Origin of the sequence: Salinicola sp. CPA57, assembly GCF_003206035.1 — a bacterium.
GTDB classification, from domain to species: domain Bacteria; phylum Pseudomonadota; class Gammaproteobacteria; order Pseudomonadales; family Halomonadaceae; genus Salinicola; species Salinicola socius.
Window position 1 is genome coordinate 13,379 of sequence record NZ_PZJR01000021.1, and the last position, 21,358, is coordinate 34,736.

Consider the following 21,358-nt stretch of genomic DNA (forward strand, 5'->3'; position numbering starts at 1 on the left):
ACCGCACAACTCACGCATCGCGCGAGCGGCCGACACATCATCATCGACGCGACGACCCAGCTTATACGTGACATAGTCACGGAAAACGGATTGCCCGCAGACTCTCGCCGCGCCCCGCGAATACCGGAATTCCATCAGGCGATCCGTCGCTTTCGCTTGGCGTCGAACGCGCCCGCCAACGACAGCTCGGACAGCGCTTCGACGGCATCCAAGTAGTGCCGATTGCCACCCTCGGTATCCGTCACCAGCCGATCACCCCAGTGAATGACCACGCTGTCGCTCGGCATGCCCTCGACGTGCCATATCTCGCCGCCACGGGCGCGGATCACCTTCGCCTCCGCCTCGCACATCACATGCACCATCACGGCCCCGGAAAATGAAGAGCCACGCATATCGTCGATTCGATCCCGCGTGCGCTCGGCACGCATGATCTCGTCGTGCATCTTTCCCGGCTCTGGCGAGCAGATGGCCAAGCGCGCCAGCCGTCGTGGTCCGCCCGCCATCCGCAAGCCGGCATCGACCAGCGCCAAGCCCATGTTGTCGCGGCGGGCCATCGTCGACCCCGCCAGCCCGATCAGAATCATTGTCTTGCCTCTTGGATGCGGGCCGCGCGTACGGCCTTGAGTTGATTGTGTAGCTCGGCAGGTGTCGGCCCCACGCCATGCTCGACTGTCCGCGTGATCGCCCTTTCCATTTCATCGGTCGTCACGTTCGACGCGATCCAATGGCGGTACTTGCTCGAATAGGCTTCGCCCTTTGCGTATGCCAACGGCACGCCCACTTCGGCATGCATCCATGCCGCCCACTGCTCGGGGTCGGTGAACAACTGCGGGCCGCTCGGCGCGGTTTCGGCTACTGGCCAGCGGATGCCGGTCGTCGTCACGGTGACGAATTCGCCATCATCCACGAGCGTCACCAGCCCGATCTCCGCCAGCGCCTGGATGAACTCCAGCGCCACATCGGGCGGCGCTTCGAGCAGCGAGCCCAGCGCGCTATAGACGTATTTGCGGCGGCAGGTGTCGCCCTCGGGCGCTTTGGCCAGGTCCTCCAGCAGCAGCAACAGCCGCGCGTAACCGATCAGCGCGAAACGCTCGATGACCTGCTCGACCTTGGGGCGAGACGAGTAATCGACGGGGAATAGAAAGGCGTTCATGCGGAAACCTCAGCCTCGGCGCGCGCCGTCTCGATCGGCTGGTAAATGCCGCTCCAGTCGACTCGATAGCCGCTTTTCTCGATGATGTTCCTGGCCGATCGTTGACGTGGGGCGCGCTCGGCGTGATACCAGCTGCGCACCGAGCGGTGCTTCTCTCCCAGGAGTGTCGCCGCCGGTTTGATTCCGCCCACCTCGTCGACCCAGTCGTTAAATGTCACGAATAGGGTTCCGCTGTCACGTTTTGTGACAGCTTAAAGCGTGAAAGCCGCCAGCTGCAAGGGTTTTCATATTCCCCTTGCCACGTTTTGTGTAAACTGTCACGGAAACGAACGGCCAGCGCCGCACAGCATGGGGAACACTCGATGTCCGACACCACCGAAGTCATCGCCGAACGGCTGGCCACGTTGCGTCGTGAACGGGGAATGACGCAGGACGAAATATCCCGCTTTCTCAAGATTTCGCGCGGGCGATACGCCAACTGGGAAACCGGGCTTCGCTCTCCCAAGCTGGACGAACTGGCCAGCGTTGCCGACAAGCTCGGCGTGCCGGCGGGCTGGATCGTCGGCTGGACCAACGACCGATCGAACGTCGCGATCGGCAGCACTGGCTACGTCACCACCAATCGCACCAGCGTGCCGACCCGCAACGGCTCGGCGCGGATCAACAATGCCGCCAGCATCACCGCCTACAGCGCCGCCTATCTGGAAAAGCGCGGGCTCACCGAGACGCAATGCCTGTCGTTCATCGTCGCCGACGACGACATGCGCGAGGTCTGCAAGCGGGGCGATGAAGTGTTGATCGATCGTAGCGTAAAGGCGCCGGGCTCCAGCGACCTGTTCGGCATTCTCGTCGACGGCCAAGCCTGGGTTCGCTGGATTCGCCGCAACCTCGACAACACTTTCACGGTCTCAGCCGAGGCAACCGACAACGAGCAGACGCTATCGCGTGAAGCGCTCGACGAGCTGGACATTCTCGGGCGCGTTGCCCGCATCGCCAGCGATCGATAACCCCTAGACACCGCAAATCACGGCAGCAAGGCCGTGTTTTTTTGCGTCTCGACTTGACACAAAACGTGGCAGGTTGAAACATTACGGGACAGCCGGGAGAGCCACATGAGCCAGAACATAACGCAGCCATCGATTGTCAGCCTGATGCGGGCCGCCGATTTTCAGCAGGTCAGCCTGCTGAAAACCACGCGCACGTTCAGCACCTGCATGAACCATAACAGCGCCATTGCCTTTGGCCTCGAAGCCGCCATCGGACGGGCCGTGGACGCCGGCGAATGCGACGACGACACGCTGCAGCAGATGCACGCCGGCGCCCAACTACTCGCTCAGCGCCTGCGCCAACAGGCAAAGGACATGGAAGAGCTGACCGGCACGCTGGCCGCTCTCCAATCGAAGGCGCGCGACCATGACTGATCCGCGATTCATGGGCGAAGACGTGGTTGGCCTGCCCGGCCAGAACCTCAACGACGACGAGTTGGCCCTGCTGGTCGCCCAGGCCAATGGTCGCAAGCCCAGCGAGATCCAGCAGGATCTCGGGTTCGACGCGTTCACCGTCAGCCAGCTCGAGCGGACTACCAAAGCCAAGCTGGGCGCCGGCACCAAACCGCACACCATGTCCCGCGCGTTCGTCCTCGGCGTCCTGATCCCGCGAGCGCTCTGCCTGCTGCTCTGCATCGCCTCGATCAACGCCTACCACACCGATGGCACCCAGCGCGTCCCGAAGCGCTCGCGCGCACCGATCACCGCCATGGGCGGCGCCCGCAGCGCCAAGAGCAAGCGTGACGACGGCCCGCTGCCGGATCTCGTCGCGCTGATGGCGTGTCAGGTGGCATGACGTGCTTGTCTATCTGCCCACCCGTCGACACTGCCGCTGCCGCATATGCGGCGCCCGGCAGGTCAAGCCGAAGCACCCCGACGAATACGTGCGCGGCCCTCGCTGCCGCAACTGCGCGCGCGTCGGCACGCTTCGCATCGACAAATGGGCGGATAGCAAGCCATGGCGCCGGCACGTCTGCCGTTGCGACGGCTACCACTTCCCGCACCGCGAAGGCTCGCTGTGGTGCTACGAAAACCCCGATTACCCGGTCGAGGTCGACCGCCGCCTGTTCGCGTGAGGGATTGGCAATGAAGAACCACGGCAAGCCCTGGAGCAACGAAGATCTGGAGGCGCTGAAAAAGCACTATCCGGATACCGGCAACGCGACCCTAGCGAAGATCTTCCGGCGCTCCGAATCGAGCATCAAGAACACCGCTCAAACGCGCGGCCTGAAAAAATCCGACGCATTCATAGAAGCCAATCGCCCCGGACAGTTCAGGAAGGGGCAGCAGCCATGGAACAAAGGCACCCACTTCCAAGCCGGTGGGCGGTCGGAAAAGACACGCTTCAAGGCTGGCCAGCGTGGCAACAGGCACGTGCCGATAGGCACTGAGCGCGTTACGCCAGACGGCATCCTGCAGCGAAAGATTCGCGATACCAACTACGCGCCGCAAAACTGGCGAGCCGTTCACGCGATTGAGTGGGAAAAACGCAACGGCCCGATTCCTCCTGGCCATTTCGTGCGCTTCAAGAATGGCAATCGCCGCGACTTCACCCCCGACAATCTCGAGCTGGTCAGCCGCACCGACAACATGCTTCGCAATTCACTGCATCGCTATCCAGAGGAGATCGTTCAGGTCATCCAGCTGCGCGGTGCCATCAACCGTCAGATCAACCAACGGATAAAAGCCAATGAAGAATCGCATTGAAGACCTGCGCAACCACCTGTTCGCCACGCTGGAAGCCCTGCAGGACGACGAAAAACCCATGGACATCGCCCGCGCCAAGGCGGTTAGCGACGTGTCCCAGACGATCATCAATACCGCGAAGCTTGAGATCAAATATCTCGAGGTGACAGGCCAAAAATCCGGCACTGATTTTCTACCGCCCGAAGGTGGTCGCCCGCAGCTACCGCCCGCGCGCAAGTAAACCGGCGACGGCAATCGCCACCCACTGGAGAACCGACACCATGAAAGCACTACTCGACGCCTTCAACGAACGTCAGCGACAGATCGATTCCGAAGGCTGGAAACCGGAACACGACGACGCCCATACCGATGGCGAGCTGGCCGCCGCCGCCAGCACTTACGCGTGGGGCGCGTGCGTCCAGGTGACCGGCCACGCCCTTCCGAAAACCCCGCCGGCCGTCTGGCCTTTCGAGAAAGACTGGTGGAAGCCATCGACGTCGCCCCGCCGCAACCTGGTCAAAGCGGCCGCCCTGCTGCTCGCCGAGATCGAGCGACTGGATCGGGCTCACGTATCCGATCAGCCCTCGCCTGACACGCTATCGGAGTGCTGGAGCCTCAACGAGGAGGAATACCGCTGGACCAGCCTCGAAGAACTGATCGACGACAACGACGATCTCGAAGCTGGCACGACGGTCTATCGGGCCGATCCGGTACGTCACACCGGCGGCGGCTACATCGACAATAGCGCCGATGTCATCGAACGGATGGGGGAGCAAGCCTACGACCAGGTCGGAGAATTCGCCGACGACTACCCAAACCCGAGCCCAGAAGCGATGCGTCTGCTCGAATCGTTCATGAAGTCCTGGGCGGATGAACATTGCCCGCCGTCGTTCTACGCGGTCGAAAACTCCCGCTCCTACGTTATCCAACAAAGCGACCTGGAGGCCTGATGATGTCCTACAACCGCATCCGCCACCCCAAACCGACCCGGCTGCAGCTAGCCTGCCGAGCGATCTACTGGCTCACCGTCGCGTGCCTGGTCGTTTACGCCGCTGTCGGCTTCTTCGGGAAGGGGGCGTGATATGTCCGGTAAACGTTGGTCATCATTCGACACTCAGAAACTGATTGATCACTACCCAGCCGGCGGCGCGAAAGCGGTACAGCCGCATCTAAAAACGAGCCATGAGCTTCACCAGATACGCGCAAAAGCCAAGCGGATGAATATCCAGAAGAACCAGCCATTCAAGAAATGCGAGGTCACCAAGGCACTGCTTGATGCTCTGGAGAAAGCCTATACGACCGGGAGGCGACCCAACCTAAAGCCTGTCGCTGACCGATTCGACGTTAGCCGGAACTGGCTGTACTACGTCGCCCAGACACGGGGTCTCGCGACAACAAAGAACCTCCAGTGGGGCGAAGAGGTCGACGCCATGATCCGCGAGATGGAAGGCGTCACCCCGGAGCGCGTCTATTCCCGTCTACGAGCGGCTGGGTTCCGCTACCCGCTAACCGCGGTCGCCAAGCGCCAGCAACAGCTCCGGGTCAGCAACGTCGACGACAACCTGTACTCACCCACCCAGATCGCCAGCGCGCTGGGACTCAACAGGGCGCGCGTCATGCGATGGGTCAAAACCGGCCGACTCTCAACGACAAAGCGTTCGACGTGTCTGGGGGCCACCTCCGAAATGGCCGTGGTGTCTTCGAAAGCCCTGCGCGACTTCATCGTCGACCACCCCGGCGAAATCGATTTGCGCAGGATCACACCGGCCTGGCAGCCGTGGTTCATCGACCTGCTCACCAACAAAACCGCCGACCATGGCGTCGGCTTCACTGGCATTCGCGTCGCCTGACGCCCGGAGATCCTATGTTTTTCAAATACGCCATTCTTTACAAGGTCCACCAGGCGGCGGTCGCGGTCGAGGAACTGGAAGCCGCGCTAGCCGAATTCGCTTTCCGCCCGGTATCACCACGCGAAGCGCGCCGGGTCGGCTGGACGACGCCCGCCGGCCGCAGCAGCGAGATCCGCGCCCACGCGATCAACGGCCACTATCTGCTGGCCATGTTGCGCCAGGAACGCCTACTGCCCGCCGCCGTGATCAATGACGAGGTCGACGATCGGTGCGCCGCCCGCGAGCAGGCCGAAGGCCAGCCGGTCTCCCGCCGCGAAAAGCAGCTGATCAAGGAAGCCGTCCTCGAGGAGCTGCTTCCCCAGGCATTCACCCGCACCCAGCGCATCGAGCTGTGGTGGGATACCCAGCGCGGCACCATCGCGGTCAACGCCTCCAGCCGCAAGCGCGCCGAAGAGGTGCTGGATCTGCTGCGCCAGACGCTCGGCTCGCTCAAGGTCACCCCGCTGGCCACCAAGACGCCGCCAGCCCGCGTGATGACTCAATGGCTCGTCGATCCCGGCACGCGCCCGCAATGGCTCACCCTGGGCGGCATCGTCGAGCTGCGCGCCGCCGAGGACGACGGCGTATTCCGCGCCCGCCAGGTGGATCTCGATAGCGAAGAGGTCCAGACGCTGGTCGAGAACGGCCGCCAGGCCACGCAGATGAGCATCGGCAACGACAGCCGCGCCCGCTTCGTCCTGACCGACGATCTCGCGATCAAGTCGCTGACGTTCGATGATGCGTTACTGGACCAGGCATCCAGTGTCGAGACCGAAAGCGAGGCCGCGCGCGTCGACGCCGACTTCGCCATCATGACCGACGTTTTCCGCGACGTGATCGCGCAGCTGATCGACGCCCTCGGCGGCGAAGCGGTGGCCACCGAGCCGACCGCGCTCGAGGAAGGTGTCTCGATCAAGACCCGCCAGCCCGTCAACGAAGCCGAAGATGCCCTGCTAGCCGACGCAGCGACGTTCGTATTCAGTGAGAAACGCGCATCGATCAGCGCCCTGCAGCGGCGCTTCAAGATCGGCTACAACCGCGCCGCTCGGTTAATCGAGGATCTCGAGCGCGCTGGCGTCGTTTCCGCCATGGACAACAGCGGCAAGCGGCGGGTGGTGACGGCTCGGAGCTCCGCGCCATGAGCCCATTTGACGAGATGACCGATGCAGAGCGCGACGACTGGATAGACACGATCGCCAACCAGGGCATTGGCGAAATGAACTGCAAAGCAGATACCGGCGCCGATGACGAGGCCATATCCGAGCTGATGCTGGATAACGGATATGATCGATGCGTGCGGTGCGATTGGTGGGAGGAAGTCGCGTTCACCCAGCCGATCAACGATGAGTGCGTGTGCAACGACTGCCTGGAAGATGGTGAGGGGGAGGAATGACCACCCGCGTCCAGTCCCTGCTCGACTGGCTCAAGGTGGCCACCCGGCAAGACATCCGCGCCACCGGCACAACGCGCTCATATCTGCGCCTGATCGCCTACGGTCATAAGCGCGCCTCGCTCGAGGTCGCCGTGAGAACTGAGACGACATCGGGCGCGCGCGTCACCCGCAAGCAACTCCGGCCGCATGACTGGCACATCATGTGGCCAGAGCTGGCCCGACCCGACTTCAACCAGGAGTCCTGATATGCGCAAAGCACCATGGCCTGACTATGCAGGAAACCAAATCCACGAGGGCGATACTCTCACTCACCCATCGGGCGAGACGGGGAAAGTGATTTTTCTCGAGACCGAGAAAGATCCGCACGATCAATGGCGTGTTGATTATGCCGATCAGTATTTGCGTCTAGCCCTTCAAATCGGTGACAAAGGACAGGCCCTGGTGACCGAGTCACCAAGCGGCTCCCAATGAGCGGACTAGCCATAGCTGAAAGACACACAGCTAAACCGTGACATTGTCACACAAACAGCGGCGCCGTGATGGTGCCCGCTATCGTTCATGGCCGCCGGATCCAGCCCCGCCACTCGCATGCCGTTGTTATGTAAGCAATCGTAATACGAAACACTGAATAAGCGCCCTCCCCTGCCGATGTTCCCCCTGCCGGTTGCATTGACGCTCATCGGCCCCGGGTCTAATGTCCGTTCGTCGTCGCTCATCGGCGGCCAGGTTTGGAAGCCTGAATAGCAGCCAGCGCACGCCCCAGGGCGCGGCGCCAACCGCGCACGCCCGTTATGACGGGTCGTGCGTGGGGCGCTACGGCGCGCCGGGGTTCTGGTTGCTCCCGGTCTTCCAACCTGCGCACGATCCGTCACCAGTGTTTGGAAGCACTCGCCGGGTCGCTCATCGCAACCAGGAACGCCCACCATGACCATGACCCCAACGCTGACCGCGCCACCTCATCTACCGCCGCCGCTGCACGTCCGCCAGCGCATCCACCTGCAGAGCCAGCAGGCGCTCGCCATGGCCAACGGCGTCGACGCGCTCGCACAACGTGCAGTCGAGAACGGCGAGGCCAGCTACGACCAGCTCCAGCACATTGCTCTGCTCTCCGCGATGATGGCCGACCACGTCCGCCAGCTATCGTCCCACTGTGCCGAGCTTTCATCACCTGCCGCCAACGACTGACCGCCCTACCCTGGCCACGGATGGCCATGCCCTCGAATTCGTAACGCTGTAACGCTTGCGTTATTTGACGCTTTACCACTTGAATCCCCGCCCCTCTAGGCATAGACTCAATTTGTACTTGTAACGCTGTAACGCTGGCGTTATGTAACGCTTTCAATCTCTCACGACAGGAAAGCCACCATGGGAAACATCATCGGCGTCGTCAGCCAGAAAGGCGGACCAGGTAAAAGCACCATCGCCCGCGCGATCGCGACGTCATTCGCCGCGCATGACTGGAACGTCAAGATCGCGGACATGGACACGAAGCAGTCGTCGACAGTCGGCTGGCTAAAGCGCCGCCTGGATAACGGCATCAAGCCAGATGTCGCGGTCGAATCGTTCGGCAGCGTATCCCGGGCGCTCAAGGTCGCCGACCAATACGACCTGCTGGTGTTCGATGCAGCGCCACACGCCAGCGAAGCAACCGTCGAGATCGCCCAGGCGGCGGATCTGGTCGTTATACCCACTAGCCTGGCGCTGGACGATCTCGAGCCGGCCGTGATCCTCGCCGCGACACTCGTCCAGAAGCACGGCATTCCGCTCGAGAAAATCGCCATCGCGCTATCAAAGTGCGGCGACAGCCAGGCCGAGCTGCGCGACGTTCGCGCCTATCTCGGCGAGACGCCATACCTGATACTCGACGGACAGATCCCCGAGAAGACATCGTTACGGCAGGCGCAGGACATTGGCCAGTCGATCACCGAATCCCAGCACGCCGGGCCGCGTGCGAAAGCCGACCAGGTCATCCAGGCAATCATCGACCGATTCGAAAAGCTCACGGCGTAACGCTATAACGCAATCGTCATAGAACGCTGTGACGCAATACCGCATAGGAGATAGACCAATGGCAGGACCGAGCAAAAAGCCCGCAAGAGGGAAGGGCGCACCGCCGACGCTGAACGACACCCCGGCCGTGGCCAGCAACACCAGCCAGCCCGCTGACGGTGAGAAGACCACCTTCAATACCCGCGTACCGCCGGAATGGAAGCGCCGCCTTAAAGTGTTCTGCGTCGAGCACAACATCGACATGGTCGACTTCATGATGGAAGCCGTCGACAAGAGCCTGAGAGAGAAGGGCGGCTGATGGATTCGATCGCCTACCGCGTCGCCGTCGATCAGCTGGTGCAATCGTTCAACGGCGTAGTCAATCGCGGCCAGTGGATGGAAGCTATCGACAACCGGCGGCGCCAGGCTGGCGACGAATACCAGACGCAAAGCGAGGAACAGATCGCTTTCGAATGGCTGGAGCTGGCTAGGGAGGAAAGACTGGGAATCGAGGTCGATCCAATACTGGGTCTGACCGTCTATATAGCGCAGGAGTGAAGTGGCCGCCGGGTCTCTCACCACCCGACGGCCGCGACACGAAAACCACCATGGGATTGGAAAGCATCATGTCAGATACCGACTATAGCATCATCGCACGCACCCCGATAACGCAGATCCTCCAGCTGCCGATCGATCAGCTGCAGGCGCTACTCGAGCGTTGCTGCCCGCTCACGCGAGCCGCGCTAGATCCGATATTCCGCGCCAGGTAATACACAGGAGATCAAATGAGCAAATCTATCGAACACGCCGAGGCTGCCCTGGCTTCAGCAAAGGCTGACCTATTAAACGAACTGGAGCGCGACGCCAAGCGCGAAGACGGTAGTGATGCCCAAGAACAGCGACGCGAGAGGCATCAGCAGTCCTTGCGCGATAAGGTCGCCCAATGCGAGCGCGACCTGGAGGAATCGAAACATAACGCTGGTTAAGGGAACAGATTCGGGCCGCCATCGAGCGGCCCGTTTTCGTTTCCATCGGCGGAATCAGTCAGGTTAGATGACCTGGGTGGTAAGCAAGCAGCTTCGGTAACGGTATAAGATGCTGGGCAGTCTAACGCCCCAGGTAGTGACCAAAGAACAGACCGGGCGTGACCTTCCTGATGCCACTCGCAACCGCCGGCGGCGCCTGTCTCGACCTGGTGGCTGCGTTCAAAGTTCCCCGTGCATTGCCGACCTGCCAGGATGGCCAGATATAATTGGGTCATCAATACCTGGCACGGGAAAAATGCAGGCGAAAACGTAGGCTCAGCGCTTGCCGATCATGACGTCGTGACGGGACGATAAGCACTATAGAAAGCGGGAACAAAAATGCCCGCCTAGGTAGGCGGGCATTTGAAGCAGGAAGAGACTGCCATCTCTGTCTGCATAGCCCGAAGGCCATTTCCAACGTTTTTTGATTTTGATTCAACCAAGAGGAGAAGGCAAACATTGTTGGGGTTTTGTTGGGATAAACCAAACATCACACGCTAGGTGGTTGTTTTTTAGGTACCAAAAAGCGCTTTCAAATTAGAGTGCTGCGACGTATCTTTGACCCAGTACCCCCTAGCCGCAGGCTGCCACCTGTCTGGTTTAGCGTAATGGGGAACAGAAACCGCAAGCCCGAAGGCCATTTCCAACGCCGTGCGGCACCTGAGCCAGAGGTGACGCTAGGGCCTGCTGATAACGGGAGGGAGTATGATCGACTGGATCGGGCTCCTATCTCTCGCGGTCGGTGTGGCGAGTTTGTATTTCTCCGCCAAATCCTGCTTCCGCGATTGAATCAAGCCCGGCCACGTGCCGGGCTTCTTCTTTTGCTAGACCAAAAAGACAAAACCCGCCTTAGCAGGGCGGGTTTTTTTGCGCCACCTGTTAGCAGCAGGGGGCACGGGTTCAGCTCGGTGATAGAGGTATTTTGGATTAAAAATAGTACGCATGCAAGAGTAATACTCGTGTGGGCGCAGCATCGACAGGCGCCGAATGACCGTTTATCCTGACGCGGCGCGGTTACCGAGCGCTTACAACTCGAAGGTTCGACGTGGCTTTTTCCGGTTTCACTGAGGCTACCTAGAATGGCCTCAGTATCACTCCATCACCCCGGGTAGCTCCGGCTGGCACTGTGTGATGGCCCTGCAACGCGTCGTGCCTTCGGGTTCAGCTCGGTGATACAAGCTGACTGTGACCCTCTATAGGCCAGTAAGAGGCGATCGGGCGACTCCAATGATAAGGAGTCGTAGATATGGTTACATTCATTACCTGTCTATCGCTGGCGATCAGTGCAACTAGCTTGTACTACACAGTGAAAGCATACTATCGCTAGGAATTGTCCCGCCCGGGTTCGCTCGGGCGGGCTTTTTCGTTTCCTGGTGTGTTTTTTGGGTACACCCCAGCCAACCACCCTGGCCTAGTCGCTTCGGTACCATAAAAACCGCTTGCGCCAACTCAAAACGCCCCACAGCATAAACAGCTACCCATATCGCCCCAGCAGGTGGCAAATGTTCGTTCGCGCCTATCTCCGAGCCAGCACCCCTGAGCAGGACGCCCAGCGCGCCCGCCAGCAGCTCGTCGCATTCGCCGCTGAGCATGCCCAGCCAATCGCAAGTTGGTACGGCGAGAACGCTTCCGGCGCCATCGCCGATCGCGCCGAGCTTCGTCGGCTACTCGAGGACGCCCACCACGGCGACATCATCCTGGTCGAGAGTATCGACAGGCTTTCCCGCCTGGGTCGTGAAGATTGGCGCCGACAGCGCGCAGAGCTAGACGCCAAAGGGCTACGCATCGTTGCGCTGGATCTACCCACCAGTCACCAGGCAATGGCGCCCAGCGCTGCAGACGAGTTCACCGCGAGAATGCTCGATGCCATCAATGACATGATGTTGGACATGCTCGCCGCGATCGCGCGGAAGGATTACGAGGATCGCCGCCACCGACAGCGGCAGGGGATCGAGAAGGCCAAAGCGGAAGGGAAGTACCAGGGCAGGCAAAAGGACATGCCGAAGCGCCGACGCATCGCCGCGCTGCTCCAATCCACGCACGCCGACGGCCGGAGCTACTCGATTCGAGACGTGGCCAGCTTCATCGGCTGCAGCACCAGCACCGTCAAAGACGTGAAGCGCGACGGGCCATAGCCAAATATCGCTATATTGTGCGTTATAGCGTTAAACCGTTATAGCGTTACGACGCGGCCCGCTGTCGCCGCTTGCGAATCTTCGCGCTGATCCGCGTCCAGTCGTCTGGCTGCAGCCACAGCTTGCACCATTCCGCCAGCAGCTCGGCGCGCCTGGCCGCCGTGTGGTCATCCGGATAGTTCACGAAGTCGCCGGCCAGCGCCAGCAGCTGCGAGATCCCATCACGGCCACGCTTCGGCGTGAACTCGATGCCACTTTCCCGCATCCGCTGATTCAGCAGCTCGGCACTCCGGCCTAGGTTCAGCGTGTGATTAGTGGGATCTATCGCCGCACCGATCAACGCGCCCAGCCACATCTCGACTTCCTCCGGGGCGATACTCGAATAGCGTTCGCGGGGCATGCCGTAATCTCCGTGACAATGTCACACCATTTTCGCCGGTAAACGTGAATATGTCACGCAATCAGTCGCCGCGAAAGTGGTTCACCAGCTGCCAAGTGTCTGGCGTCGTTTCGACGTGCCCACCAGCAGCCGATCGCGACGGCCGTCGCAGCAGCTTCGCGGCCCGCAGATCCACGGGCTGACCGGTAGCCACCTGCAAATAGCCGACGCCAGCGCAATGTTCGCAATGCAGGCGATGGAATACGCCCGCCAGCGTTCCCTGGCCATGGCATAAGGGGCAGGCTTCGGCGGCAAAGTGTCGGCTGGTATCGATCATGGCCATATTGTACGGGTTGCAGTGATGGCGCGTAGCGCCATGAAAGGCGCCCACCGCTCATTGGGTAGGGTTGTCCATTCTTTCGCGCCGTAACGCGCCGCAGGCGCTGGACAAAGGGCATATCTCGACTCTTCCTATTGCAGCACTAGGGGTGTCCAGAGGGGCGTAGCCCCTTCGGGGCAACCGTGCGCAAGCACGGGCGTCAGGATCTCGACTTGTCGAGGCATTTTAAATGTCTTTGGGGATAACACCCAGGCACTGGGTGGTAGACCTAACTACGGTTTTTCATAAGAAACTACGTAATAACGATGGGCAGGTAATTTCTAAACGGCCAGACTTAATGTCATTACCAAATCACTTAATTTTGTTGGTCTCCCGACATAGATGCTGGCCGACGGGATTCGGGGAGGAGATGGCACGCGAATGGAGGCAAAAGCGGCCGATCGGGAAGTGACGGTGCGAAAATCCGGCCGTTAGGGAACGGGCTATGCCCGGCGTAGCCGGGTCAGGAAGGCGGGGCAGGGAGTGGTGCTACTCGTTTTGCTGATCGCGCCAGACCTGGTACGGCGGGTACTTCTTATTGACCAGATCGCGGATCTCACGCGGCGAGGCGTTGGGGTTGTTCTGCGCTACCTCGGCTGTCCAGCGGTTGACCATCAAGCTGTACTCGCGCTGGCGTTGCTTCTCCGGGTTCACGTCCGGCGTATCGCGCGGGCCGCGGCGCTCTTTCGGCATGTATGACCGATTGCCACCGCCGGCGATCTTGCCGGTGACCAGGTTAGCGCGGGCCTTCTTCGCGTCGCCCTCGCCGGGGAACTGCTCGGCGAAGCGTTTCTTCGCTCGCTTTATCGAGCGGCTGGCCCAGTCTCGCATCTCTTTCAGCTTGCCGTAGCCGATGCCCAGCGCGACGAGAAAATCCTGATTGATGTGCTTGATAGCGGGTCGGGCACGCGTGCTGCCGTCTGGCCGCTTTTCGGCAATCTGGTGAACGGTAAACGCGCCGGCGATCTTGAGTCGGCGCCAGGCGCGCCAGAATCGTTCAGACGGCTGCGGATAGCTGGGGTCGCATTTAGGATCGAGCAGCCCGGCAACCTTGGCCAGCTCACCGCAGGAGCGCGGCTTGAACGTGCCATCAGGCTTGGGCGTGCCCACGCGCAGAGAGGCAAAATCGAGGAACTGGACGATCGCGGATAGCACTAGGCTTTCCGCTGCCCGGGCTTCACTGCGGTTGCTGCGAGGATTGCCGTCGAGGTTTTTGCGCCCGTTAAGATTTGAGAGCGTCGGCAGCATCGCCGGCGACTCGTAATAGCGCTGGACCAGCTCGAGCAGCTTTTGTTGGGCCTTCGGCAGCTCGCGCTGCGTCGTCGGCCGGTTGAGCCTATCGAACTCGCCTTTTTGCGGGTCGTGCCCGCACCGGTTGCCTGTACCCCACCACTTACCTGGATGGAGGTACGCCGCTTTGCCCCATCGAAGGGCGAAATGCGGCATGTGTCCTGCTGACCCCATGATCCGCCTGGCTCCAAATTTGGCCAAGGCTTGCCCATCGTCCGGGCAGCAGATACACTGAGCTTGTCGAGTTCTCCAGTGCCTCTGCTGCGACGAACATCCGAAAACGCTGCCTTGCCGGGCGGCGTTTTCTTTTTGTGCAGCCTAAATTGTTGAATTTCCTACCTTTTATATCTCTTTCCGCGCTTGCGTCTGGCCTCAGTCTAACACCACAAAAGTCATTTTGACACGTTTTGTGACAGGAATTTTTGATCGACACCCATCTCGTCAGCGACTTGCTGGACCAAACAAGGGATAGCCTCGTCGACCATTTGTAGCCCGTGAGAGTAACCGGGGTGGTCGCGGTCTTCGCTCAAACCAAGGTAGGCGATCTGGTGTCGAATCTCCGCGAGAGTATCACGCGATGACTCGCGCACTAAAGGATTGCTGCCACGCCACTTTTCCACGTTACCCATACGCACTGCCTCCTATCTCTGTTGGTAGCCCCTCACGGGGTGAGAGAGCCGATTGTTATCGGCCTATTTTACTGTACATTTAAACAGTAATTTATACAGGCTAACAGCCGTAGCGCCATCGAGATATGGCACGAACGGGTGATCATCCTGGCCGACGAGCCCACGCTATCGCAGCTTTTCAAAGCCACAACCTACTGAGAACGCGGGTTTTTCTAGATCCATGATGGATATGATTGCACGATCGCGCGGGGATCTCTGTCACCGAACCGCCCAAAATGGGCATCTCGAGGACAATCGTATGAACTACCGACCGGCGCTTGAGCGGTGGGCGCAGAATCGACGCGATCGGGGATGGAACGAAGGGCCCCCGCCGACGGGCATCTGGATCGAGTACCACGCCACCCATGCCCAGTACGTCTACAGCGGGCGGTGCCGCATAGACACGCTGTCTCGCGACGACATCATGACGCTCGACACGCCCGCTCACCTTCTGCTCAACCCAGGCCGGGCGCAGATCCGTTACCTTTTCTGGCGTCCAGCGGCCGCCGAGGTCGAGTGGGGCCCACGCCGAATGGATCTGATCACCGGTGCGACGCATATACCCGAGTAGCGCGAGCGCTAGGCGTCTACCGCCCAGTTGCAGATCAGTACTTCCCGCGCCGCTTTGCCGCCGCTGGCGCCACCACCGACGGTGTAGCGGATATCGGCCGACTCGATATGGAAGCCGGCGAAGATCCGCCGCACCTCGGGGTGATCGTTGAGACTGACGATCGCTCGTCCCTCGATCCTGCCGATCGTCTCCGCCAGCTGCTCGTACTGTTCGATGCCAAACTCCACGCCATAGCCCGCGGTGTCGAGGTAGGGCGGGTCCATGTAGAACAGCGTATGAGGGCGATCGTAGCGCTCGACGCAGGCTTGCCAGGTCAGGTGTTCGATGAACGTCTGAGAAAGCCGCAGATGCGCCTCTGACAACGTTTCTTCGAGCCGCAGCAGGTTGAGCCCGGGGCCGCTAGTCGTCTTCGTGCCGAACGTGTAGCCGCCCGGCTTGGCGCCGAACGTCAGCCGCTGCAGGTAATAGAATCTGGCCGCGCGCTGAATGTCCGTCAGCGTCTCCGGGCGCGTCGTCTTCTGCCATTCGAAGATCTGCCGCGACGTCAGCGCCCACTTGAACTGACGCACGAACTCTTCGAGATGGTTCTGCACGACGCGATAGAGATTGACCAGGTCGCCGTTGACGTCGTTGATAACCTCGACCGGCGCCGGCTCGTCGCGCATGAAGAACAGCGCGGCGCCGCCGGCGAACGGTTCGACGTAGCAGCGGTGGGGCGGCATGAGCCGAGTAATACGCTTAGCGAGACGGCGCTTGCCGCCCATCCACGGGATGATAGGTTTGGCCACGAGGGTTTCTCCGGGGTCCGGGGCTCGTGGCCCTCTGAGTGTGTAGATTCCCGCAGCGCGGGCATTTGATTTCGAGTAGCTGGAATTCGCCGGCGCGAGCCAGCATGCGGTCACAGCGGCCGCATCGAATTTCATTGATTGCCATGTCAAGCCTGTTGCTATGTCAGCGTCTGGCCTAGACTCGCTTCGCCTCGCGCGAGGCGGGGAGCCCTGGCCGGCTTGCAGGCATGGACTGCATGTTCGGGGCCGCCCCGGGTGCGGCAAACACCCGGGGCGGTCGCTCCTCTCTTTCCTAAGCGGCTTGGAAGGAACCTTCAGCCCCGCTTGTAATCGTTCATGACAACCCCAGCTTCGCCGTCGTGATCCAGCGGTTCGCAGGTCGTCAGGTGCCTATCGAGCCACGGGCTGCTTTGGGAAGCGCCTGTGTTGTCGTCTCCAAATACCTGCGCTGCAATCCCCCTCGCCTCGTCCTCCGACTCCGCTCGAATGACAAAACCGTGGTTCATATCCCAGCCGCCACCATCCCATGGGCTGCCGTCGGCGCCGTCGATGACATGCAAGATCCAAAGTCGCCTTTCTCTGGTTCTATTCATCGGCCTCAACCCATAGTTGCGCCTGGGCCTTTCCCGCCAGCGTTAGGGCTTCTTTCAATTCCGCCTTGTTGGCCTGAATCACGGAGTTGTCGGCGAGCACCCAGCGGATCGTGTCAGCCTCGTCCGCCATCGCGACGAAGCGTGCCATCCGGTTCTGGCTGGTTTCATCACCATCGAAGGTATTACCGGCCGCTGTTGTCACCTTGATCTGGGCGACATTCGCAGCGCGCTCGTCAACGAAGGCCGAGCGCTTAGTAGCAATCGCTCGCGCAGCTAGCTCTTCGGCGGTCGGTGCTGGGGTATGCGTGAAGGTTCCCATTAGATTTCGACCTCGTAATTTTTGCGTTGCTGGTCCCAGAAGGCCAAACGGGCTGCGAATTCTTCTTCAGTTTCTCCCAGCCCCTGGATTGGCTCCGCCCCATACCAGTTAGACACGGCAACAACTAGTTCGCCGTCCGCTTTCTTAGCGCTAATCAATGGATTAACGGGAAGAATACTCGATTCGAAATCAGTGAACGTGCCATCGGTTAAACCTGTGAAGTCGAAATTATCGGACTCGCCATTGACAGTGACAGTGAGCACATCACCGTGTGCAGAGAACTCGCAGATATGGTTGGCTCGTGGCCGCTGCGCCATTCGTTTGATTTTCATAGCTTCCATCTCCCTGACGCTTTGACATACCAGGTATAACCTGTTCCGCCACGCACATCCGTGGAATATTGATAAATCAAGATTGATGTTGGCGTCGGTGACCTCGGATGTATCCACGTTCCACCAGCACCGGAATCGATAGTCCCGGTAACGACGACTCGGTTATCAATGAACTCATGAGGGAAAACCCAAGTTGCAGTCTCATTCCCCCACTCCTGATTTGCAGTAGAGCTGATATAAATACCTTGGTAAGGCGCTGAAGAGCCAATGCCTACGATCGACTCACATATCAACGTCCCGTTAGCGAACTTGGTATATCGCCCGTTCGCGTTTTCGCCATTCTCAATAATCGCGCCGCTTGGCACACCACCGGTATCTTCTACCGTGCCAACGATGCCACCTCTCGCGTAAACCTCACCAGTACCGGCAACATCACGCAATGCAGCAGTGCCCACCTCATTCGGCAGGCCCGAGCCCTTCGCATGCATTATCTTGTCGGCATCGACGCTGGCTGCGGCGGTCTCGGCTGCTTGGCGGTCGCTTCCGGTTGCTTCGCGATCCTCGCCGGTCTGCTGACGATCGGCAGCCGTCGCCTCGGCGGCTGCAGTTGCTGCAGTTCTATCTTGGCCGGTCTGCTGCCGGTCGGCGGCGGTAGCTTCGGCAGCTGCAGTTGCTGCGGTGCGATCTTCGCCGGTCTGATCACGGTCGGCGGCCGTGGCTTCGGCATCGGCCTTAGTCGCGGCTCGGTCCTTGCCGGTCTGCAGGCGGTCGGCAGCGACCGCCTGCCGATCCTGCCCGGTCGCGGTGGCGTTCTGTTGGGCGGTGTCGCGGGCTTGGGCCAGTTCCTGGCTGGTACCGATCCGGTCCCGGGCTTCTGCCAGCGCCTCGTCGGTGGCCAGCTTGTTCGCTGCAGCCTTGCCGGCACTGCTCGCCGAAGCTTCCTTCGACTGTGCCGCCTCGTTACGCAATTCCTCGCACGTCGCGGCGAACTGCCCGGCGGCGTCGGCCTGGCCTTTCGAGAACGCGGCCATCTTCACCGCGCCCACCAGGCACGGCACAAATCGTGTCATGTAGCCGACGCCGTCGAGCCCGGTATTCGGGTCGGCGTCGTCGGTATAGGTATTGCCGTCGCCGCCGTACTCGGCGGGGAATGTGACTTCTGCCATTACAGGATCTCCAGCAGATTGAGCTGATTGGTATAGGTCAGCTGATAGGGGTGCGAGAGCGGATCGAGCGACTGCTGCCGGGCGATCATCGTCCGCGCGAACTCGATGGGGCTCGGCTTCACGCTCTGCACGAACAGGATTTCCCCGACGATGTCCTGGGTACGCTGCAGCCGGTGGATGCGCAGGAACGCCTCGGACTCGGACAGCCAGTCGAGCGACATTTGCACCGTTCGCTTGGGGGTGAAGCGCTCGAAATACTCGGTTCGGCTCTGGTCCTTCGCGGTGGTCACTTCGGTGCCGCTGTCATAGCCGTACTGCGGGCCCAGGCTGATGTTGTAATGCGGCTGCCAGACATCGCTGACGAACACCCGCCCGAGCGTCAGCGAGCCCTCGAGATTGGCCTCGTCGAATAGCTCGACGTGGATGCGCCCGGCGATCTGGGCGTCATCCATGAACACGGTCAGCAGCGGCGTATAACTGCGGCGCGTGCCCTCCTGCATCCGTCGGTTCCAGAAGTTGTCGTTACCCCAGATCACATCGGCGATGCCGTAGACGATTGGCCAGACATCGCGCTTGCCGCTGTCCCACACCAGGTCGTTCCCGTCCTGGTCGCGGTAGACCCGCACCCGCACCAATGCGCTGGAACTCATGTTGTGCGCGGGAATGGCCACCACCGCCACCGGCCGGCGTTGGGGAAACGTCATCACGAACTGTGTCGCCGTCGGGTCCAGGCCGTTGGTCTTGGCTACCACCGAAAAGCGCCGGTCCTGAACATTGGCCAGCGGCAGCGTCTCGACGTAATCGCCGCCGCTGACCGTGACGTCGTCGATGTAGTTCGGCCAGCCAAGCACTACACGTTTCGGATCAAGCGCCATCGATCACCCCCATAAATTGACCTCGATCGCACCCTTTTGAGCATCGAGCCGATAACCGACCACCCGCATCACACGGCCGACGCCGTAGCCCAGGCGCGGCGTTTTCACCGTGAGGCACTGCCCCACGGCGATGGCGCCGAGATCATCGACCCGGGCGGTTATCGTGACGATGTCACGACGCACGCCCAGCACCGCGACCAGGTCGCTGGCCACCTGCTCGGCGCTACCGCGTGAGGCCAGCGCGCTATCGATCGTGAGCGAGCCCGCCAACGGATGACGCGCCAACGTCTCGGCACGCTCGACGACAGCTTGGCGTGTTTGCAGGGAGAGACGAGCGCGGCGCGCGTCGTCGACGCTGCCGGCCACGTCTCGCTGCACCGTCTCTATGCGATCCGCATTGATCGTCACCCGGCCGACCGGCAAACCGTTGTCGCCGGCGCCGGTGGCGCTACGTTTGATATCGAGGATTGCGTAATCCTCGAGCGTATCGACGGGAGCTGTCGGAGCCTCGAGCCGCCGACAGCGCAAGGTGCCATCGGGCTCGACGTTGAGATACCCGCCCACCGAGATCGCCAGGTTGTCCAGCAGATCCAGCGTATCGGTCGACGAGGTGACGTAGACCCGCACCGCGCCCAGCGTATTGAGATCCGCGACGTCGTCAGCGCTGACACGCCAGCCGCGATCGCCGGCTATCGTCTCGAACACGTCCCCGGCATCGGGCGCACTCGTCGTCGCATCGACCGTGACCGTTCCCGACGGAGACGCCCCCAGGCGAACGTAGCCGCCATAGGCGCGCCATTCGCCGGCCGCTGGTGCGTCGACCTGCAATGCATCCAGCGAGCTATAGGCGGCACCCTGGGACAGCTCGGCGCCGTTGTCGTAGACGGCAGCCACCTCACAGTCGTCGCGATCGGAGATCTGATAGATCAGCCGCGCGGTGTTGACCGTCACCGGCGTGGCGTTGGCCACCTCGCCGAACAACAGCGGTTTGGCCTGCCCGGCGATGTCGTCTTCCACACCTTCCAACCCATCCGGCAGGACGTTGCCGCCGGTATAGGTCGCCTGCGGATGCGGTGTCTGCAATGGCTCGAGTGGGCCACGAAGAACGACCGACACGGAACCGGACTCGAACGACAGCCGCGCCACGGTGCCCCGTAGCGCGGTGACGCGTGCATCGCCGACGCCATGGCACAACGTGGCCGCTCGCCCGTCGACGGCGTAATCGACCAGGTGATCGAGGCCGCCGTCGGCATTGACCAGCGTCGTTTCTCCGTAGCTCGAGCGATCGCCACTGATCAGCGACCCAGCAAAAAGCCCGGCTCGAAAGAGACCGGGCTGATCGATGCGGGGGTCGAAAGCATTATCGTCGGGATCGTCGTAACGCCCCAACGAATAACGCAACGTCACGGAATCGCCCCCGGGGTCGAGGGCGTCCACTTGCAGTGTCCACGTCATGCGCGGGCTTTCTCCAATCGGTTGTCGGACTCCAGGCGGTCAAGCGAGCGATTGCCCTGCTCGGTCGCGGCGATCTGCCGGCGATGCCCTTCCGCACTTACGCGCACGCCGGCCGCGCCGTGCTGCTCGATCTGACGTAGCAGCTCGGCGTTCTGCTGCATCAACCGGTTGTTGTCGCGCAGCAGCCGCTCGAGCTGGGTGTTCTCACCACCCATCGCCGGCGGCGG

37 protein-coding genes are annotated in these 21,358 nt (G+C 61.2%); 21 read left to right on the forward strand and 16 right to left on the reverse strand.

Annotated elements, in window-relative coordinates; translation table 11 throughout:
* Positions 1–134: 134 nt before the first annotated feature.
* Genes DOM36_RS19345 through DOM36_RS19355 form a run of 3 tightly spaced genes read right to left on the reverse strand, consistent with a single transcriptional unit; the run spans position 135 to position 1,371 of the window.
* Positions 135–584 carry a hypothetical protein gene (locus DOM36_RS19345; protein ID WP_110644092.1) on the reverse strand — a complete coding sequence of 150 codons (450 nt, stop codon included), beginning with the start codon at positions 582–584 and terminating at the stop codon, positions 135–137.
* Positions 581–1,153, reverse strand: a complete 573-nt coding sequence (locus tag DOM36_RS19350) for a hypothetical protein (RefSeq protein ID WP_110644093.1) — start codon at positions 1,151–1,153, stop codon at positions 581–583. The genes DOM36_RS19345 and DOM36_RS19350 overlap by 4 nt, the downstream gene beginning before the upstream one ends.
* Entirely contained in the window at positions 1,150–1,371 is a 222-nt protein-coding gene (locus DOM36_RS19355) for a hypothetical protein (RefSeq protein ID WP_110644094.1), read from the reverse strand. Before DOM36_RS19355 ends, DOM36_RS19350 begins: the two co-directional genes overlap by 4 nt.
* A 144-nt stretch (positions 1,372–1,515) precedes the next feature.
* Here DOM36_RS19355 and DOM36_RS19360 point away from each other — a divergent pair, with 144 nt between their 5' ends.
* The 20 genes from DOM36_RS19360 to DOM36_RS19440 all read left to right on the forward strand — a co-directional run bounded on the left by DOM36_RS19360 (position 1,516) and on the right by DOM36_RS19440 (position 12,316).
* Entirely contained in the window at positions 1,516–2,160 is a 645-nt protein-coding gene (locus DOM36_RS19360; RefSeq protein WP_110644095.1) for a helix-turn-helix domain-containing protein, read from the forward strand.
* Positions 2,161–2,265: 105 nt separating this feature from the next.
* Positions 2,266–2,574 (forward strand): hypothetical protein, encoded by a 309-nt coding sequence (locus DOM36_RS19365; RefSeq protein ID WP_110644096.1) that lies wholly within the window; start codon positions 2,266–2,268, stop codon positions 2,572–2,574.
* Complete coding sequence (locus DOM36_RS19370; protein ID WP_110644097.1) at positions 2,567–2,995, forward strand: hypothetical protein; 429 nt, start codon at positions 2,567–2,569, stop codon at positions 2,993–2,995. Before DOM36_RS19365 ends, DOM36_RS19370 begins: the two co-directional genes overlap by 8 nt.
* A 1-nt stretch (position 2,996) precedes the next feature.
* The gene (locus DOM36_RS20190) at positions 2,997–3,275 is read left to right on the forward strand and encodes a hypothetical protein (protein ID WP_157958691.1); all 279 of its coding nucleotides are present in this window, start codon (positions 2,997–2,999) and stop codon (positions 3,273–3,275) included.
* Between the two features lie 10 nt (positions 3,276–3,285).
* Entirely contained in the window at positions 3,286–3,906 is a 621-nt protein-coding gene (locus DOM36_RS19375; protein WP_157958692.1) for an HNH endonuclease signature motif containing protein, read from the forward strand.
* Positions 3,890–4,126 carry a hypothetical protein gene (locus DOM36_RS19380; RefSeq protein ID WP_110644099.1) on the forward strand — a complete coding sequence of 79 codons (237 nt, stop codon included), beginning with the start codon at positions 3,890–3,892 and terminating at the stop codon, positions 4,124–4,126. Before DOM36_RS19375 ends, DOM36_RS19380 begins: the two co-directional genes overlap by 17 nt.
* A gap of 40 nt (positions 4,127–4,166) precedes the next feature.
* Positions 4,167–4,835: a hypothetical protein gene (locus tag DOM36_RS19385; RefSeq protein WP_110644100.1), complete on the forward strand. Its 669-nt coding sequence runs from the start codon at positions 4,167–4,169 to the stop codon at positions 4,833–4,835.
* Positions 4,835–4,966, forward strand: coding sequence for a hypothetical protein (locus DOM36_RS20605; RefSeq protein WP_280952815.1), 132 nt, complete (start codon positions 4,835–4,837; stop codon positions 4,964–4,966). The genes DOM36_RS19385 and DOM36_RS20605 overlap by 1 nt, the downstream gene beginning before the upstream one ends.
* A 1-nt stretch (position 4,967) precedes the next feature.
* Complete coding sequence (locus tag DOM36_RS19390; RefSeq protein ID WP_110644101.1) at positions 4,968–5,735, forward strand: hypothetical protein; 768 nt, start codon at positions 4,968–4,970, stop codon at positions 5,733–5,735.
* Between the two features lie 14 nt (positions 5,736–5,749).
* Entirely contained in the window at positions 5,750–6,916 is a 1,167-nt protein-coding gene (locus DOM36_RS19395) for a recombination-associated protein RdgC (protein WP_348626415.1), read from the forward strand.
* Positions 6,913–7,167 (forward strand): hypothetical protein, encoded by a 255-nt coding sequence (locus DOM36_RS19400; RefSeq protein ID WP_110644102.1) that lies wholly within the window; start codon positions 6,913–6,915, stop codon positions 7,165–7,167. Before DOM36_RS19395 ends, DOM36_RS19400 begins: the two co-directional genes overlap by 4 nt.
* Positions 7,164–7,412, forward strand: coding sequence for a hypothetical protein (locus DOM36_RS19405; RefSeq protein WP_110644103.1), 249 nt, complete (start codon positions 7,164–7,166; stop codon positions 7,410–7,412). The genes DOM36_RS19400 and DOM36_RS19405 overlap by 4 nt, the downstream gene beginning before the upstream one ends.
* Before the next feature lies 1 nt (position 7,413).
* On the forward strand, positions 7,414–7,638 hold the full coding sequence (locus DOM36_RS19410) for a hypothetical protein (protein ID WP_110644104.1): 225 nt from the start codon (positions 7,414–7,416) through the stop codon (positions 7,636–7,638).
* 453 nt (positions 7,639–8,091) lie between these two features.
* Positions 8,092–8,352, forward strand: a complete 261-nt coding sequence (locus tag DOM36_RS19415) for a hypothetical protein (RefSeq protein WP_110644105.1) — start codon at positions 8,092–8,094, stop codon at positions 8,350–8,352.
* A gap of 180 nt (positions 8,353–8,532) precedes the next feature.
* Positions 8,533–9,177 carry a ParA family protein gene (locus tag DOM36_RS19420; protein ID WP_110644106.1) on the forward strand — a complete coding sequence of 215 codons (645 nt, stop codon included), beginning with the start codon at positions 8,533–8,535 and terminating at the stop codon, positions 9,175–9,177.
* Between the two features lie 58 nt (positions 9,178–9,235).
* Positions 9,236–9,475 carry a hypothetical protein gene (locus tag DOM36_RS19425; RefSeq protein ID WP_110644107.1) on the forward strand — a complete coding sequence of 80 codons (240 nt, stop codon included), beginning with the start codon at positions 9,236–9,238 and terminating at the stop codon, positions 9,473–9,475.
* The gene (locus DOM36_RS19430; protein WP_110644108.1) at positions 9,475–9,714 is read left to right on the forward strand and encodes a hypothetical protein; all 240 of its coding nucleotides are present in this window, start codon (positions 9,475–9,477) and stop codon (positions 9,712–9,714) included. The genes DOM36_RS19425 and DOM36_RS19430 overlap by 1 nt, the downstream gene beginning before the upstream one ends.
* A 68-nt stretch (positions 9,715–9,782) precedes the next feature.
* Complete coding sequence (locus tag DOM36_RS20195; RefSeq protein WP_157958693.1) at positions 9,783–9,926, forward strand: hypothetical protein; 144 nt, start codon at positions 9,783–9,785, stop codon at positions 9,924–9,926.
* A 15-nt stretch (positions 9,927–9,941) separates the two neighbouring features.
* A complete protein-coding gene (locus tag DOM36_RS19435; protein WP_110644109.1) occupies positions 9,942–10,142 on the forward strand; it encodes a hypothetical protein in 201 nt (66 codons plus the stop codon).
* 1,541 nt (positions 10,143–11,683) lie between these two features.
* Complete coding sequence (locus DOM36_RS19440) at positions 11,684–12,316, forward strand: recombinase family protein (RefSeq protein ID WP_110644110.1); 633 nt, start codon at positions 11,684–11,686, stop codon at positions 12,314–12,316.
* Between the two features lie 46 nt (positions 12,317–12,362).
* Here the strand turns inward: DOM36_RS19440 and DOM36_RS19445 are convergent, their stop codons facing one another.
* The 4 genes from DOM36_RS19445 to DOM36_RS19460 form a co-directional block, all read right to left on the reverse strand.
* Positions 12,363–12,716, reverse strand: a complete 354-nt coding sequence (locus DOM36_RS19445; protein WP_110644111.1) for a hypothetical protein — start codon at positions 12,714–12,716, stop codon at positions 12,363–12,365.
* Positions 12,717–12,777: 61 nt separating this feature from the next.
* Positions 12,778–13,032 carry a hypothetical protein gene (locus tag DOM36_RS19450; protein ID WP_157958694.1) on the reverse strand — a complete coding sequence of 85 codons (255 nt, stop codon included), beginning with the start codon at positions 13,030–13,032 and terminating at the stop codon, positions 12,778–12,780.
* A gap of 531 nt (positions 13,033–13,563) precedes the next feature.
* Positions 13,564–14,520, reverse strand: coding sequence for a plasmid replication protein repA (locus tag DOM36_RS19455; protein WP_110644113.1), 957 nt, complete (start codon positions 14,518–14,520; stop codon positions 13,564–13,566).
* A gap of 236 nt (positions 14,521–14,756) precedes the next feature.
* Positions 14,757–14,993 carry a hypothetical protein gene (locus DOM36_RS19460; protein WP_110644114.1) on the reverse strand — a complete coding sequence of 79 codons (237 nt, stop codon included), beginning with the start codon at positions 14,991–14,993 and terminating at the stop codon, positions 14,757–14,759.
* Between the two features lie 298 nt (positions 14,994–15,291).
* Here DOM36_RS19460 and DOM36_RS19465 point away from each other — a divergent pair, with 298 nt between their 5' ends.
* Positions 15,292–15,603, forward strand: a complete 312-nt coding sequence (locus DOM36_RS19465; protein ID WP_157958695.1) for a hypothetical protein — start codon at positions 15,292–15,294, stop codon at positions 15,601–15,603.
* A gap of 8 nt (positions 15,604–15,611) precedes the next feature.
* Here DOM36_RS19465 and DOM36_RS19470 read toward each other — a convergent pair whose 3' ends face one another.
* From DOM36_RS19470 to DOM36_RS19510, 9 genes are all read right to left on the reverse strand, one after another.
* On the reverse strand, positions 15,612–16,391 hold the full coding sequence (locus DOM36_RS19470) for a DNA adenine methylase (RefSeq protein WP_110644116.1): 780 nt from the start codon (positions 16,389–16,391) through the stop codon (positions 15,612–15,614).
* Positions 16,342–16,536: a Com family DNA-binding transcriptional regulator gene (locus DOM36_RS19475; RefSeq protein WP_110644117.1), complete on the reverse strand. Its 195-nt coding sequence runs from the start codon at positions 16,534–16,536 to the stop codon at positions 16,342–16,344. The genes DOM36_RS19470 and DOM36_RS19475 overlap by 50 nt, the downstream gene beginning before the upstream one ends.
* 169 nt (positions 16,537–16,705) lie before the next feature.
* Positions 16,706–16,951 (reverse strand): hypothetical protein, encoded by a 246-nt coding sequence (locus DOM36_RS19480; protein ID WP_157958696.1) that lies wholly within the window; start codon positions 16,949–16,951, stop codon positions 16,706–16,708.
* 25 nt (positions 16,952–16,976) lie between these two features.
* Entirely contained in the window at positions 16,977–17,303 is a 327-nt protein-coding gene (locus tag DOM36_RS19485; protein WP_110644119.1) for a hypothetical protein, read from the reverse strand.
* Positions 17,303–17,635 carry a hypothetical protein gene (locus tag DOM36_RS19490; RefSeq protein WP_110644120.1) on the reverse strand — a complete coding sequence of 111 codons (333 nt, stop codon included), beginning with the start codon at positions 17,633–17,635 and terminating at the stop codon, positions 17,303–17,305. The genes DOM36_RS19485 and DOM36_RS19490 overlap by 1 nt, the downstream gene beginning before the upstream one ends.
* Complete coding sequence (locus tag DOM36_RS19495) at positions 17,632–18,801, reverse strand: hypothetical protein (protein WP_110644121.1); 1,170 nt, start codon at positions 18,799–18,801, stop codon at positions 17,632–17,634. Before DOM36_RS19495 ends, DOM36_RS19490 begins: the two co-directional genes overlap by 4 nt.
* On the reverse strand, positions 18,801–19,676 hold the full coding sequence (locus DOM36_RS19500) for a hypothetical protein (RefSeq protein WP_110644122.1): 876 nt from the start codon (positions 19,674–19,676) through the stop codon (positions 18,801–18,803). The genes DOM36_RS19495 and DOM36_RS19500 overlap by 1 nt, the downstream gene beginning before the upstream one ends.
* Positions 19,677–19,679: 3 nt before the next feature.
* Positions 19,680–21,131: a hypothetical protein gene (locus DOM36_RS19505; RefSeq protein WP_110644123.1), complete on the reverse strand. Its 1,452-nt coding sequence runs from the start codon at positions 21,129–21,131 to the stop codon at positions 19,680–19,682.
* Positions 21,128–21,358, reverse strand: a 231-nt coding sequence (locus tag DOM36_RS19510; RefSeq protein WP_157958697.1) for a hypothetical protein, incomplete at its 5' end; no start/stop codon positions are given. The genes DOM36_RS19505 and DOM36_RS19510, both read right to left, overlap by 4 nt.

Coding starts and splice junctions, on each gene's coding strand:
- DOM36_RS19500 (WP_110644122.1), bottom strand. CDS start 19,676: ATGGCGCTTGATCCGAAACGTGTAGTGCTTGGCTGGCCGAACTACATC.
- DOM36_RS19390 (WP_110644101.1), top strand. CDS start 4,968: ATGTCCGGTAAACGTTGGTCATCATTCGACACTCAGAAACTGATTGAT.
- DOM36_RS19415 (WP_110644105.1), top strand. CDS start 8,092: ATGACCATGACCCCAACGCTGACCGCGCCACCTCATCTACCGCCGCCG.
- DOM36_RS19455 (WP_110644113.1), bottom strand. CDS start 14,520: ATGCCGCATTTCGCCCTTCGATGGGGCAAAGCGGCGTACCTCCATCCA.
- DOM36_RS19350 (WP_110644093.1), bottom strand. CDS start 1,153: ATGAACGCCTTTCTATTCCCCGTCGATTACTCGTCTCGCCCCAAGGTC.
- DOM36_RS20195 (WP_157958693.1), top strand. CDS start 9,783: ATGTCAGATACCGACTATAGCATCATCGCACGCACCCCGATAACGCAG.
- DOM36_RS19395 (WP_348626415.1), top strand. CDS start 5,750: ATGTTTTTCAAATACGCCATTCTTTACAAGGTCCACCAGGCGGCGGTC.
- DOM36_RS19445 (WP_110644111.1), bottom strand. CDS start 12,716: ATGCCCCGCGAACGCTATTCGAGTATCGCCCCGGAGGAAGTCGAGATG.
- DOM36_RS19385 (WP_110644100.1), top strand. CDS start 4,167: ATGAAAGCACTACTCGACGCCTTCAACGAACGTCAGCGACAGATCGAT.
- DOM36_RS19370 (WP_110644097.1), top strand. CDS start 2,567: ATGACTGATCCGCGATTCATGGGCGAAGACGTGGTTGGCCTGCCCGGC.
- DOM36_RS19365 (WP_110644096.1), top strand. CDS start 2,266: ATGAGCCAGAACATAACGCAGCCATCGATTGTCAGCCTGATGCGGGCC.
- DOM36_RS19465 (WP_157958695.1), top strand. CDS start 15,292: ATGAACTACCGACCGGCGCTTGAGCGGTGGGCGCAGAATCGACGCGAT.
- DOM36_RS19475 (WP_110644117.1), bottom strand. CDS start 16,536: ATGGCAATCAATGAAATTCGATGCGGCCGCTGTGACCGCATGCTGGCT.
- DOM36_RS19405 (WP_110644103.1), top strand. CDS start 7,164: ATGACCACCCGCGTCCAGTCCCTGCTCGACTGGCTCAAGGTGGCCACC.
- DOM36_RS19425 (WP_110644107.1), top strand. CDS start 9,236: ATGGCAGGACCGAGCAAAAAGCCCGCAAGAGGGAAGGGCGCACCGCCG.
- DOM36_RS19410 (WP_110644104.1), top strand. CDS start 7,414: ATGCGCAAAGCACCATGGCCTGACTATGCAGGAAACCAAATCCACGAG.
- DOM36_RS19380 (WP_110644099.1), top strand. CDS start 3,890: ATGAAGAATCGCATTGAAGACCTGCGCAACCACCTGTTCGCCACGCTG.
- DOM36_RS19505 (WP_110644123.1), bottom strand. CDS start 21,131: ATGACGTGGACACTGCAAGTGGACGCCCTCGACCCCGGGGGCGATTCC.
- DOM36_RS19430 (WP_110644108.1), top strand. CDS start 9,475: ATGGATTCGATCGCCTACCGCGTCGCCGTCGATCAGCTGGTGCAATCG.
- DOM36_RS19360 (WP_110644095.1), top strand. CDS start 1,516: ATGTCCGACACCACCGAAGTCATCGCCGAACGGCTGGCCACGTTGCGT.
- DOM36_RS19345 (WP_110644092.1), bottom strand. CDS start 584: ATGATTCTGATCGGGCTGGCGGGGTCGACGATGGCCCGCCGCGACAAC.
- DOM36_RS19440 (WP_110644110.1), top strand. CDS start 11,684: ATGTTCGTTCGCGCCTATCTCCGAGCCAGCACCCCTGAGCAGGACGCC.
- DOM36_RS19400 (WP_110644102.1), top strand. CDS start 6,913: ATGAGCCCATTTGACGAGATGACCGATGCAGAGCGCGACGACTGGATA.
- DOM36_RS19490 (WP_110644120.1), bottom strand. CDS start 17,635: ATGAAAATCAAACGAATGGCGCAGCGGCCACGAGCCAACCATATCTGC.
- DOM36_RS19375 (WP_157958692.1), top strand. CDS start 3,286: ATGAAGAACCACGGCAAGCCCTGGAGCAACGAAGATCTGGAGGCGCTG.
- DOM36_RS19420 (WP_110644106.1), top strand. CDS start 8,533: ATGGGAAACATCATCGGCGTCGTCAGCCAGAAAGGCGGACCAGGTAAA.
- DOM36_RS19495 (WP_110644121.1), bottom strand. CDS start 18,801: ATGGCAGAAGTCACATTCCCCGCCGAGTACGGCGGCGACGGCAATACC.
- DOM36_RS19450 (WP_157958694.1), bottom strand. CDS start 13,032: ATGATCGATACCAGCCGACACTTTGCCGCCGAAGCCTGCCCCTTATGC.
- DOM36_RS19435 (WP_110644109.1), top strand. CDS start 9,942: ATGAGCAAATCTATCGAACACGCCGAGGCTGCCCTGGCTTCAGCAAAG.
- DOM36_RS19485 (WP_110644119.1), bottom strand. CDS start 17,303: ATGGGAACCTTCACGCATACCCCAGCACCGACCGCCGAAGAGCTAGCT.
- DOM36_RS20605 (WP_280952815.1), top strand. CDS start 4,835: ATGATGTCCTACAACCGCATCCGCCACCCCAAACCGACCCGGCTGCAG.
- DOM36_RS19460 (WP_110644114.1), bottom strand. CDS start 14,993: ATGGGTAACGTGGAAAAGTGGCGTGGCAGCAATCCTTTAGTGCGCGAG.